10 protein-coding genes are annotated in these 12,241 nt (G+C 45.4%); 5 read left to right on the top strand and 5 right to left on the bottom strand.

Annotation, left to right across the window (positions count from 1 at the left end; translation table 11 throughout):
* Window positions 1-16: 16 nt before the first annotated feature.
* The 3 genes from L1028_RS05025 to leuC all read right to left on the bottom strand — a co-directional run bounded on the left by L1028_RS05025 (window position 17) and on the right by leuC (window position 3,828).
* Entirely contained in the window at window positions 17-1,585 is a 1,569-nt protein-coding gene (locus tag L1028_RS05025; protein WP_234532006.1) for an N-acetylmuramoyl-L-alanine amidase family protein, read from the bottom strand.
* Between the two features lie 186 nt (window positions 1,586-1,771).
* Window positions 1,772-2,374: a 3-isopropylmalate dehydratase small subunit gene (gene leuD, locus L1028_RS05020; RefSeq protein ID WP_234532004.1), complete on the bottom strand. Its 603-nt coding sequence runs from the start codon at window positions 2,372-2,374 to the stop codon at window positions 1,772-1,774.
* A 29-nt stretch (window positions 2,375-2,403) separates the two neighbouring features.
* Window positions 2,404-3,828: a 3-isopropylmalate dehydratase large subunit gene (gene leuC, locus L1028_RS05015; RefSeq protein WP_042190084.1), complete on the bottom strand. Its 1,425-nt coding sequence runs from the start codon at window positions 3,826-3,828 to the stop codon at window positions 2,404-2,406.
* A gap of 257 nt (window positions 3,829-4,085) precedes the next feature.
* Between leuC and L1028_RS05010 the strand changes: the two genes are divergently transcribed.
* The 5 genes from L1028_RS05010 (at window position 4,086) to proC (ending at window position 10,341) form a co-directional block, all read left to right on the top strand.
* Complete coding sequence (locus tag L1028_RS05010; protein ID WP_234532002.1) at window positions 4,086-5,435, top strand: FAD-binding oxidoreductase; 1,350 nt, start codon at window positions 4,086-4,088, stop codon at window positions 5,433-5,435.
* Window positions 5,436-5,623: 188 nt separating this feature from the next.
* On the top strand, window positions 5,624-6,535 hold the full coding sequence (locus tag L1028_RS05005; RefSeq protein WP_234532000.1) for a LysR family transcriptional regulator: 912 nt from the start codon (window positions 5,624-5,626) through the stop codon (window positions 6,533-6,535).
* A 499-nt stretch (window positions 6,536-7,034) separates the two neighbouring features.
* Entirely contained in the window at window positions 7,035-8,138 is a 1,104-nt protein-coding gene (proB, locus tag L1028_RS05000) for a glutamate 5-kinase (protein WP_234531999.1), read from the top strand.
* Window positions 8,139-8,173: 35 nt separating this feature from the next.
* Complete coding sequence (locus L1028_RS04995; RefSeq protein ID WP_234531993.1) at window positions 8,174-9,421, top strand: glutamate-5-semialdehyde dehydrogenase; 1,248 nt, start codon at window positions 8,174-8,176, stop codon at window positions 9,419-9,421.
* A 50-nt stretch (window positions 9,422-9,471) separates the two neighbouring features.
* On the top strand, window positions 9,472-10,341 hold the full coding sequence (gene proC, locus L1028_RS04990) for a pyrroline-5-carboxylate reductase (RefSeq protein WP_234531991.1): 870 nt from the start codon (window positions 9,472-9,474) through the stop codon (window positions 10,339-10,341).
* A gap of 76 nt (window positions 10,342-10,417) precedes the next feature.
* Here proC and L1028_RS04985 read toward each other — a convergent pair whose 3' ends face one another.
* Window positions 10,418-11,134: a hypothetical protein gene (locus L1028_RS04985; RefSeq protein ID WP_234531980.1), complete on the bottom strand. Its 717-nt coding sequence runs from the start codon at window positions 11,132-11,134 to the stop codon at window positions 10,418-10,420.
* A complete protein-coding gene (locus L1028_RS04980) occupies window positions 11,131-12,234 on the bottom strand; it encodes a hypothetical protein (protein WP_234531978.1) in 1,104 nt (367 codons plus the stop codon). The genes L1028_RS04985 and L1028_RS04980 overlap by 4 nt, the downstream gene beginning before the upstream one ends.
* Between the last annotated feature and the right edge of the window lie 7 nt (window positions 12,235-12,241).

Here is a 12,241-nt window from a genome sequence, read left to right as displayed (position 1 = left end):
TCACCAACATCAAGCATTAAAGTCCTAGATATTCCTTAATACCGGCTACAATTTCCCTCGCTAATTTGTCTTGAAGCTGCTCACTATACATCCCTGATTCATTTCCTGAATTAGTAAGATACCCCACTTCTAGAAGTACTGCCGGCATACTGGTTTCTCTTGTAACATGCAGACTTTTCGTTCTTACTCCGTTGTCCTTGAATCCAGTACCTGCTATCAGATGTTTGTGCATGATCTGAGCAAGCGGCAGACTCCCACTCCGCGAATAGTACGTTTCACTGCCATTTATTTTGTCTCTATTCGGATAACCCAGCTCCAGTGAATTCCCATGCACTGAAATAAAGAGATTAGCCTTTGCCGCTTCTGCGATATTTACTCGATCCTGAAGACCCAACGTAATGTCTTCTGTCCTTGTAAATACGACGTCAACTAAAGCTTCCTGCATAAGTAGTGTTTGTACTTTACGGATAACCGCCAGATTGAAGTCTTTTTCCAGCTTACCCGTGAGACTGACTGCTCCAGATTGTGTCCCTCCATGACCCGCGTCGAGAACTACAACTGGCTTTCCAGTCATTCCACTACCGCCTGAGGTGTTCCCTTCACTGCCTGTAACATTCAAATCCAGTGTCACCAGTCCAGTACTTTCATCCGTACTTAATTGATAAGGCTGGCTCCCGACCGTTTGAATCACGAACCTAACGGTAGAAGGACTTACACTGAACAGCGCATACCGGATCTCAGAAACTAGAGGGTAACCAGTAACATCCAGCTTCCCTTGCGGACTTCCGTTTGGGGTAATACTCGGTAGGCCTCCAACGAAATCAGGAGCAAAAGCTGCACCGGGAAAATCTACGACGATTCGATCTGGACTGCTCATTTTTGTGATGCTAGGTTTAGGAGCCCCAGAAACAGCGATGATTAATCGATTCTCAGTGAAGGCTGCCCCATTTACTAGCGGACCTGCTGCATTCACACCAGTGCTTCCTGGTACTGAGGATGATTGTGGTGTCGGTGAGGGCAAAACACTTCCAGCGCTTGTGCCATTATCCATGCCGGGTGTAGTAATCTGAGTTGGAGAAGGAGTATTTGTTGCTGTTGGACCAGTAACGTTTCCCTCTGGTGTAGCCACCGAAGCTTGTCCACCCGTCAAATAGACCGTTTTATCGCTATTATCCCAGCCAACCTTTAGACCGAACTGCTCACTTACGAAGCGAATCGGAACGAGAACTGTACCACCACTTTGCTTGGGTGCTGCATTTAAATCAAACGTTACCCCATCCGCATCAGCTGTTTTTTTCCCTACAGCCAGCTCAATGCTTTTTCCATCTTGGTGAACCGTTACTTTGCGGGCCTGCTGCTCCCATAATACCTCAAATCCAAGATTCTCCACTACCACTCTGACGGGAATCATAACGCTACCATTGACGTTCTCAAGTTTAATTCCTTTTGGTAAAGCAAGCTCTTGATTATCCATAATAATTCTGCCTGAGCTGCTACCAGCTGCGGCAGCTTCACGTCCAGTGAATGATAGTAATAATAATGGCAGCAACAATAGTAGCAACGTTCGATACCCAACTCTTCTCATTTTCCCGCTCCTTCTGCAAGTAATAGATCTAGATAAGTACTAAGACGACAGAAATCACCAAATGTTTCCTATATCACCAATGAATATTTCGATTATAGCAAAAAAACTTCTATTTCCGACACCCGGAAATAGAAGTTTTAAGTAATTTTTGTAAAAGTTAAGATTGAAACCAGTTATATCCTATAATTAAGAGAATAACTTAGCCGCATGAAGCTCTTCATACGCAGCAATTTCATCTGCATGCTGAAGAGTTAGTCCGATATCATCCAGACCTTGCAGCAAGAACTGACGACGGTGCTCATCCAGATCAAAGCTGATGCTCAGTCCAAATTCATCGTGAAGTGTATTGCTCTCAAGATCCACGTTCAACTGGTAGCCCTCATGCTCGGCTGTCCGATTAAACAGCTCATCCACTTGCTCTTCCGAAAGCTTAATTGGCAAAATGCCGTTCTTAAAGCAGTTGTTGTAGAAGATATCTGCATAAGAAGGTGCAATGACAACTCTGAACCCATAATCCATTATCGCCCAAGGTGCATGCTCCCGTGAGGAGCCACAGCCAAAGTTAGCACGTGAGATCAAGACTGAAGCACCCTTATAGCGTGGTTTATTCATTTCAAAGGCAGTGTTATCGTTACCAGCTTCATCAAAACGCCATTCGTAGAACAAAAATTGTCCAAATCCTGTCCGTTCAATCCGTTTCAAGAACTGCTTTGGGATAATTGCATCCGTATCTACATTCACCCGATCTACTGGTGCAACAATTCCTGTTAATTTTTTAAAAGCATCCATAGTTTTATCCTCCCGTGTTCTCTCTAGTTCTATGAGCTGACAGCTTCCGTCTTATAGTTCCAATCACGTACGTCAGTGAAACGGCCTTTTATCGCAGCTGCAGCAGCCATAGCTGGGGATACCAGATGCGTGCGTCCACCGCGACCTTGACGTCCTTCAAAGTTACGATTCGAGGTAGATGCACAGCGTTGTCCAGGTTGCAGTACATCAGGGTTCATCGCAAGGCACATGCTGCATCCCGCTTCGCGCCATTCAAAGCCCGCGTCAGTAAAGACTTTATCAAGCCCTTCCTTCTCAGCCTGCATTTTAACACGACCAGATCCAGGAACAACAATGGCAGTAACCTTGTCAGAGACTTTATGGCCTTTTGCTACCACGGCTGCGGCTCTCAAATCTTCGATCCGTCCGTTAGTACAAGAACCGATAAATACATAATCAATTGGAATTTCAGAAATAGGTGTTCCAGGAGTCAAATCCATATATTCAAGCGCTTTTTCAGCAGCTTTGCGTTCATTCTCAGTGGTGAAGTCAGCCGGATTTGGTACGCTAGAGTTGATATCTGTACCCATGCCCGGGCTAGTACCCCAAGTCACTTGTGGAATCAATGTCTCCACATCGAATTCAACTACCGTATCATACTGAGCACCTTCGTCACTAACAAGACTCTTCCATCCTTCAACAGCAGCGTCATAAGCTTCGCCTTGCGGCACATATTGACGTCCACGCAGATAGTTAAAAGTAGTTTCGTCAGGAGCGATCAAGCCTGCTCTTGCTCCGCCTTCAATCGACATGTTGCAGACGGTCATACGTTCTTCCATCGACAGCTCACGAATGGCCTCGCCTGTATACTCAATAACATAACCTGTTGCAAAATCAGTACCATACTTAGCAATAACACCAAGGATCATATCCTTTGCGGTTACTCCGGGATTTCTTTTACCTGTAAAGCGTACTTCCATAGTCTTAGCTTTAGATTGCTGCAAACATTGGGTAGCCATTACATGTTCAACTTCACTAGTTCCTATACCAAAAGCCAGCGCACCAAATGCTCCATGTGTAGAGGTATGGCTGTCGCCGCAAACGATAGTTTTACCAGGGTGCGTCAAGCCGATCTCAGGTCCCATTACGTGTACAACGCCTTGATCGATATCATTCAGGTCGAACAATCTAACACCAAAATCAGCACAGTTCTTGGAAAGTGTATCAATTTGTTGCTTGGAAATTGGATCTTTAATGTTAAAACGATCCTTAGTAGGAACGTTGTGATCCATCGTAGCGAAAGTCAGCTCAGGACGGCGAACCTTGCGGTTACTGAGGCGAAGTCCTTCAAAAGCTTGTGGAGAAGTTACTTCATGAACCAAATGCAGATCGATATAAATAATGCTAGGCTTACCTTCCTCTTGATGAATAACATGATTATCCCAAATCTTCTCAAACATTGTCTTGTTGCTCATAATTTCACCTCATTAATAGAATCGTTCATTGGAAGAGAGCGTGGAGTCTCTCTTGAATGATCTAAATATAACATCACCGTCTTTATAATTCCAAGATATGATATCTATAGAAGTGATAGGTTTAACCTATAAATTGAAGATGATTTTTTTACTGAGACCCTAGTCAGCCCACTCCTTAGACGAATGCCCTTCATACTATATCGGGTCCTGGTTGTTGAAATGCAGTGCATTTGTTAGCTCAGAAGGAGTTGGAACAATTGAAGTCAGGAACGAGACTTACCGGGCGGGTTATTTTCAAAGGTGATCAAGGGTATGAAACGGCTCGTAAGAATTGGGATCCGCATACTGACAAATACCCGAAAGTGTTTGTCTTCGCACAAAAAACACAAGATGTTGCGAACGCCATAAAATGGGCTAACGAGAATAAAGTCCCCATCCGTGCAAGAAGCGGTAGACATTCTCTGGAGGTTAATCTTTCACAGGTCACCGGAGGAATTGTCATCGATGTAAGTGAAATAAAGAAAATCAAACTAAATAAAAAATCAGGAACTGTTGTTGTGGGTACCGGAAATACAGTGGGGAGAATTGCACACACGCTTGCTTGGCAAGGATATATGGCTCCATTCGGCGATAGCCCTACAGTTGGAATCGGTGGCATCACCCTAGGCGGGGGTATCGGGCCGCTCCAGCGAACCGTGGGCCTTGTTAGTGATAATCTAATCGAACTCGAAATGGTTGATGCCAAAGGGAAAATTATTCGTGCCAATAAGAATAGAAACGCTGATCTCCTCTGGGCTTCCCGCGGAGGTGGCGGGGGGAATTTCGGTGTTTACACCAGTTACAAATTCAAAGTACGTCCTGCTCCAGCTTCGGCTACCGTTTTTCGTATCACCTGGCCTTGGGATCAGTTCGTGAAGGTATTCAAAGCTTGGCAACTCTGGGCTCCATGCGTTAGTACCAAACTGGGCAGTGAATTATCCATTGGTCCGAAAAAAGGCGGTAGTGTCACTATGACGGGGCTGTTCCTCGGATCAAAGGCAGAGGCTTCCCGCCTCTTAAAGCCCGTTACGAGCGTTGGAACGCCTACGAATCAAATCATCCGCTCTTTACCCTATACAAAAGTAGTGAGTTTTATGTTAGCGCCTGATCCAGTGCTAACTCAAAGAGTCAGCAACCAGTTCTCCAGCGGTTTCGTAAGAAAACCCTTTCCGGGCAAGGCAATTAAGTCCATGCGTGAGTTCTTAGAGAAAGTGGAGGGAGAATTCGCAGGTTTCTTTTTCCTCAACTGGGGTGGAGCTGTGAGCCGTAAGTCACCCAAATCTACAGCGTTTTACTGGCGGAAAGCGAAATTCTATGTTGAGTGGAATAGCTCATGGACCAAGAAATCGGAAGCTGCCAGAAATATATTCGTAGTACGAAATACACGTCGGAAACTGCAGCCATTTATCGTGGGGAGCTACATCAATGTTCCAGACCAGGGAATTAAAAATTCCGGACCAGTATATTATGGAGCAAACTATCCTAGATTACGGAGAGTCAAAGCTAAATATGACCCGGGAAATATATTTAACAACCCTCAAAGCATCTCTCCAGCCCGCAAAGTATAGTAAGACGTAATAGCGTAGCATCAAAATTAGACCGGCAAACATAAAGGACTCCAGCGAATACTGGTAAACCATACCTTCCTATTTGCCGGTTAGTGCGTTCGTCACGAACTTACATGTGAACCTATATAAAACTTCAGTTTCATAGGTTATACTTATAAGCAAAAGCAATCTCCTAAAGGAGTTTATACATGGAACTGAGACAACTGCAATATGTACTGCAAATCGCAGCCGAAAAAAACTTCTCCCGTGCAGCGGACAAGCTGCACATTGCCCAACCATCACTCAGTCAGCAGCTTTCCAAGCTGGAAAAAGAGCTCGGTGTAATGCTGTTCCAGCGAAATACCAGCTCTGTTGAACTGACCTATGCTGGATCGAAATTCGTAGAGCAAGCCCAAATCATCATTGATGGCGTAGAACTGCTGCGACAAGAAATGTCTGATATTTCTGAACTGCGTACCGGGCGCGTCGTTGTAGGCAGTATGCCGATCACTGGTGCACATTTACTACCGCATGTGCTTCCGGTTTTTAAACAAAATTACCCGGAAGTAGAAATCTCTCTGCTCGAAGACTCCTCCATGAACCTAGAGAAGCTCACTGCGAGTGGTCAGACTGATTTAAGCCTGCTCTCATTGCCGCTCGAAATTCCGGCTCTTGCTTACGAAGAACTGGGTGAGGAAAGGATCGATCTTGCAGTCCCACCTGAACACCCGCTAGCTAAACGTAGCTTAGATGGAACTAAGACCTCTTTGGAAGAACTAAAGGACGAGCCATTTATCGTACTTAAAGAAGGCCAAGGCTTCCGTAAAATGACTATGGATCTGTGCCGAAACGCTGGCTTCGAACCAAAAATTGTCTTTGAGAGCAATAACATGGAAACAGTTCAGTCGCTGGTCGCCACTGGAATGGGTGTAACTCTTGTGCCTCATTTTATTGCCCGTGCACCGCGAAGTGAATTCGTCCCTGTCTACTTACCGCTCACTGATCCTGCCCCTAGCCGAACACTTGTCGTAGCCTATCGACGCGGACGTTATTTATCTAAAGCCGCTAAGGCTTTTGTAGAAACATTTAAATCTACGGTATCTGAATTAACCGAAGAATAGACCCTTGGAAGGCTGCTCTGAACATCTGAAACCCGAACCGCACATTCATTAACTGGTCCTTTATCGTTAGGTGTTCCTGTATGTAACAGATTATAAGTATTCCACCCCCTTGCTTAGAGGTTAAACAGAATAATCAAAGCTTTCTAATGCGAGAAATAGTTCCTTCGTTTTTCCTTTGCAAAGCAACCATCTCCATGGTATTCTATTGAAAATAAGTGAAACGTGCAGACGGGACCAGTAAGAATGAGTCTAACCGCGCCTAGAGAGTAAATTCCAATAGGCTGAAAGAATTTACCGCGGTTTTCGTTCCGAATCCTACCCCCGAGCGGCCTGTGCTAAGCAGGACGGATCCTCCCGTTACGAGAATGAAGTCGGATGATCCCTCATCAATGAAGGTGGTACCGCGGAAGTTTACAAGCTTTCGTCCTTTGCTAAGTCTAAGGATGGGGGCTTTTTGTCGTTTTCAGCATCTATAAAAATACTGAGGAAGTGAACAGATATGACGACACGAATCGTAGTCAAAATAGGCAGCAGCTCACTGACTGGAACAGAAGGCGGATTGAATCGCGAAGCCGTGTCCTTCTTCGCTTCAGAGATTGCCGAATTGAAGAGAAACGGCTGCGAGGTGTTATTAGTAACCTCCGGCGCTGTAGCCGCAGGCTTTCGCAGTATCGGATATCCTACACGTCCGAAGCTGCTACATGAGAAGCAAGCAGCGGCAGCTGTAGGCCAAGTTCTGCTCATGCAGGCGTATCAGGAAGCTTTTGCCGAGCATGGAATAACCACAGCACAAATCCTACTAACCCGTACCGACTTCTGTAGTCGCAGAGCTATGAACAACGCTATGATGACGGTTGAAGAGCTGCTTCGCCAAGGAGCGGTACCCGTATTCAACGAGAATGACACCGTCTCCGTTGATGAGTTAAAGTTCGGTGATAACGATACTTTGTCCGCGCTCGTTGCCAACCTGTTGAAAGCCACCAGATTGCTAGTCTTAACCGACATGGATGGCTTATATAGCGGAGATCCTCGGAAACATCCCGACGCTATTCGCTATCAGTTCGTTGATGATATTACGCCGGAGATTTATGCTATTGCTGGTGGAGCTGGCTCTAGTGTGGGGACAGGTGGCATGCGTTCAAAAATCGATGCTGCCAAGATCGCTACACGAGGCGGTGTGCCCGTCTTTGTTGGGAGAGCTACCGAACCCGGGGATTTACAACTCGCAGCGACAGGCTCGGGCCGAGGTACTTATTTTGCAACCAAGTTATCTTCTTTACCTGTTAAAAAGCAATGGCTTGGCTTCATGTCCACCCCACTCGGTTCCCTGTACGTTGACGAAGGCGCCGTTGAAGCGCTGCTTCATGGCGGTCATAGTCTGCTGCCTGTCGGCGTCAAGCAGATCGAAGGTAACTTTCACGCTGGGGATGTTGTAGAAGTCCTTGGACCAGACTCCAAATTGCTGGGACGCGGGATTGTGAATTACGATGACACTCAGCTGCGCAGTATCCAAGGTTTGCCCAGCCGTCAGATTGTACCGAAGCTGGGAGAAGTACACCGGCTGGAGGTCATTCACCGTGACGAATGGATTACATTGAGGTAAAAATTTTGTCCATACAAATTTAAGGAGGAATCGTCATGAGTGAAGTTGTCAATAAAGCAAAATTAGCCAAGGAAACCACCGGAGTATTAGCGAGTCTAACTACCGGCCAAAAAAATGAAGCACTCTTAGTTATGGCTGATGCGCTGCGCCGTGAAGCTCCAGCTATCATTGCTGCCAACCGAGAAGATCTGGAACGCGGACGCTTAAGTGGTACTCCTGAGTCCATGCTTGATCGACTAGCGTTAGATGTAGGCCGAATTAACAGTATCGCAGAAGGACTTCAACAAATCGCTGTATTACCTGATCCAATTGGTGACACGCTAGAAACTATTGAACGTCCGAATGGTCTGGGCATCCAGAAACTTCGTGTTCCACTAGGTGTCATCGGTATCATTTACGAAGCACGTCCGAACGTAACTGTTGATGCCGCTGGCCTTTGTCTTAAGACTGGTAACGCTGTCCTGCTGCGCGGTGGCTCCTCCGCTCTGTCCTCCAACCGAAAAATTGTCGAAGTTCTCCACAATGCTCTAGCAGAAACCTCAATGCCGAAAAATGCGCTACAGCTGATTGAAGATCCCAATCGTTCTTCTGTTGATGAAATGCTTAAGCTCAACGGGTTACTTGATGTAATTATCCCTCGCGGAGGTAGTTCACTTATTCAAAATGTTGTGCTAAACGCAACCGTGCCTGTCATTGAAACAGGTGCAGGCATCTGCCATACTTATCTCGACGCAAGCGCTTTTCCAGAAATGGCTCAGAACATTAGTTTGAATGCTAAAGCACAGCGCCCTTCGGTTTGCAATTCCATGGAGACGCTACTTATTCATCGGGATTACGCAAACGAGTATCTGCTTTCTTTGGCCGAAGCTTTCCGTGATATTAACGTTGAATTACGTGGCTGCCAGGAAACATTATCTTTTGTCCCATGGGCATTACCTGCAACATTAGAGGACTATGCCACAGAATATAATGATTATATCTTGAATATCAAAATCGTCAGCGATTTAGACGAAGCTATGCAGCATATCGCCCAGTATGGCACGAAGCACTCGGAATGTATCGTAACAGAAGATCCGGATAACGCTTCACGCTTCTTACAGGAGGTTGATGCTGCAGCTGTTTACCACAATGCTTCAACCCGCTTCACAGATGGCTTTGAATTTGGATTTGGTGCAGAGATCGGCATTAGTACACAGAAACTCCATGCGCGTGGACCGATGGGTCTGCCTGCTCTTACTTCAACCAAATATAAGATTTACGGAACAGGTCAAATTCGGGGTTAGTGTCCATGCATCCGTTTTTAATTACACCACTTTTAGGAGGATTTTGAGCCATGTGTCAGCAACCTTCCATTCCACTTATGAATCATAATATTGTATTTTATGGCGCAGGCTCTATGGCAGAAGCCATCGTTCGCGGGATGATTAGCCGTAGTATCGTGAAATCCGATAATGTTGTTATGCTTAACCGTAGTAGTAGTGAACGTCTAGCAGAACTAAGAAGCCGATACGGCGTAATAGGTACAAATGATCCTGAACAAAAAACAGATTATCTAAAGAATTCACCAGTAATCGTGTTAGCAATGAAACCAAAAGACGCTGCAGAAACGCTACGAGGACTAGGCCCTCTTCTTTCTCCTGATCAGATCATAGTCTCTGTAATTGCTGGGCTGTCCATTCGAACGATGCAAGGTCTGCTTGGCAAAAAGCAACCCATCGTCCGTACAATGCCGAATACTTCTAGCTCCATTGGTCTTGGCGCCACCGGCATAGCCTTCTCCAAAGAAGTCGATGAGAAAGGCCGACGCCTTGCACTCAACATCTTTGAAGCCGTCGGACTTACAACAGTCATTGATGAAGAACGTATGGAAACCTTGACGGGTATCTCCGGCAGTGGGCCTGCCTATATTTATTATATGATGGAAGCCATGATCGCCGCAGGCATCCGTGGTGGATTGCCGCTTGAACAAAGCACACAGCTAACTGTTCAAACGGTGCTAGGCGCTGCCAGAATGGTACAACAGACGGGTGAGGATCCAGCTACACTTCGTAAGAAGGTGACATCCCCGAATGGCTCTACACAAGCAGCGATAGAAGTGCTCGAGCAAGGAGAGTTCTTTGAAACTGTCATTGCGGCAGTAAACCGATGTGCCGAACGTTCCCGTGAAATGGGCGCTGCGCTTGAGAAAGAGCTGCATTCGTAAAATAAAAAAGATCGCTTCACATACCACATTGGTAAGGAAGCGATCTTTTTTTCAAGTAACGGCCATGATTAGCTCGCTATAACATTTCCATAGTATCTCGAACAATCACTTTAACATTAGCCGGAGCCCCAACAGTCACGTCCAGCGTATTCCTAGAATTATCGAATAACAGATTTCTAGGAGTCTCCCCAAAAATGATGTATAGCGTATTCCCAACATGCTTAGTTTGAAGCAGCTGTTGCTCTTGTGATTCTTGCAGCTTCCCTATATTTGAAGAATAACTTCCAAATACATTCAGCTCGTTTCCACCCGTTTGATCCACTTTAATTCCATATGGCTCAGCTGCTTGGATAATGATGGTACTAACGCCTTCTGGAACGGCTCCCTTCCAATCTGGCAAGACGTAGCTTTCTTCCACAGCTGAAATGGTACGGCGAAATTCCTGTGTTAATCCTAAAGAACTAAATCCCGCAAAAACCAAACAACATACAGCTATAAACCCTACGAACAGAACGCTTAGCACGTCATAATACATTTTTCCTTTTCCACGAAACCATAAAGTGTATATTACTATTTCTAAGCCTAATAATATAAAAATGATCGGCCACCAAGCTAAAGTCGTCTCGAACACTTCCGCACCTCTCCACTGCGAGACCATAATTAGTGCTCCCAGAAATAAAAGGCTCAGTCCCATCGACAACGTTCCTACACACCAGCGTCTTGATTTATCTTCAGTGACTGGACGCTCACTTGGAACAATGACTCCCTGCTGTAATTCTGTCGGATTATTCAAGAACGACCACCTGTCCCTTTTCTCCCTTTATTGTTCTTGCTTCCCGCCATTAGCTTCAGACCACCGCCAATCAACAGCACAGATACGATAATGGTCCTGAAATATTCATTGACTCTATACTCCAAACGCCATTCAGGATATCTGATATCAAGCGCGGGAACTGCGACATTAACTACAATGTAATACAGTCCTAGACACATCAGAGCAGCTCCAAGCCATCCTTGATGATTTAAAAATCCTTCTATGACTGGCTTATCCTGCAGGGGTTCACGTCCATGTCGGCTGACAAGCTGTAAGCCATCGAACAAACTGTAAAACCAAATGACTGGGATCAGGAAGAAGAGTAGCGTTAAACGCAGTAGATCCATGACATAAATGCTTCCTAGGAATAGTAACATGAGCTGTAATCCTCTTTTTTGAAGCCCTAGATACATTTGTCCGGCACCCGGAAAAGCAGACAGCAGTGTTGCCAAAACTTTGCTACGGCGCCCCTCCTCTCGGCCAGCCTCCATCTCTTCGAACAAAGTGCGATCTACCAGCTCTTCTCCAGCTTGCTTGCGATGGATTAATTGAACCGCATCAAACATACAATATAACCAAATCACTGGTAATACACCAAATAGGAGAAGGAATGCATCACTTGACGTAATCCCTGCCAGGAATAACATCACGGTCATGAAACCGAAAAAGGAAATGAGGAAAGACAATCCTCGCTGCATCAACCCCATATGAAAATGACCCAATCCTGGAATGAACGATAATAAGATTACATGTACACGCTCATTATCCTCTGTCTTAACGGGCATTGAAGAAAAATCAAACTTCGATCCATCTGGTGTCATTATCGGAGCAGGCATCTGCAGCATTTTAACCACCAGATGCACCATCGAGATCATCCCGATGAGTAGGAATCCCATCACACCCATTATTAAAATTTCCTCAGCTCCTTCAGCCACAGCTATTAAGAATGACATAAACAAGATGCCAAAGCTTAACAGAAGATAAACAATTCCTTGTGGACGTTTTCCGATATAATAATGACCTGCTCCAGGAATCAAATTAAGAAAAAAAGCCTTTAATTTACTATGCTGCTGTTGCATGTTTCAT

The sequence above is a fragment of the Paenibacillus pseudetheri genome (assembly GCF_924513355.1).
GTDB classification, from domain to species: domain Bacteria; phylum Bacillota; class Bacilli; order Paenibacillales; family Paenibacillaceae; genus Paenibacillus_AQ; species Paenibacillus_AQ pseudetheri.
Note: the sequence above shows the minus strand (reverse complement) of the source record. Positions and strands in the feature narration are given on the sequence as shown.

Coding starts and splice junctions, on each gene's coding strand:
- leuC (WP_042190084.1), bottom strand. CDS start 3,828: ATGAGCAACAAGACAATGTTTGAGAAGATTTGGGATAATCATGTTATT.
- proB (WP_234531999.1), top strand. CDS start 7,035: ATGACGACACGAATCGTAGTCAAAATAGGCAGCAGCTCACTGACTGGA.
- leuD (WP_234532004.1), bottom strand. CDS start 2,374: ATGGATGCTTTTAAAAAATTAACAGGAATTGTTGCACCAGTAGATCGG.
- L1028_RS04980 (WP_234531978.1), bottom strand. CDS start 12,234: ATGCAACAGCAGCATAGTAAATTAAAGGCTTTTTTTCTTAATTTGATT.
- L1028_RS05025 (WP_234532006.1), bottom strand. CDS start 1,585: ATGAGAAGAGTTGGGTATCGAACGTTGCTACTATTGTTGCTGCCATTA.
- proC (WP_234531991.1), top strand. CDS start 9,472: ATGTGTCAGCAACCTTCCATTCCACTTATGAATCATAATATTGTATTT.
- L1028_RS04995 (WP_234531993.1), top strand. CDS start 8,174: ATGAGTGAAGTTGTCAATAAAGCAAAATTAGCCAAGGAAACCACCGGA.
- L1028_RS05005 (WP_234532000.1), top strand. CDS start 5,624: ATGGAACTGAGACAACTGCAATATGTACTGCAAATCGCAGCCGAAAAA.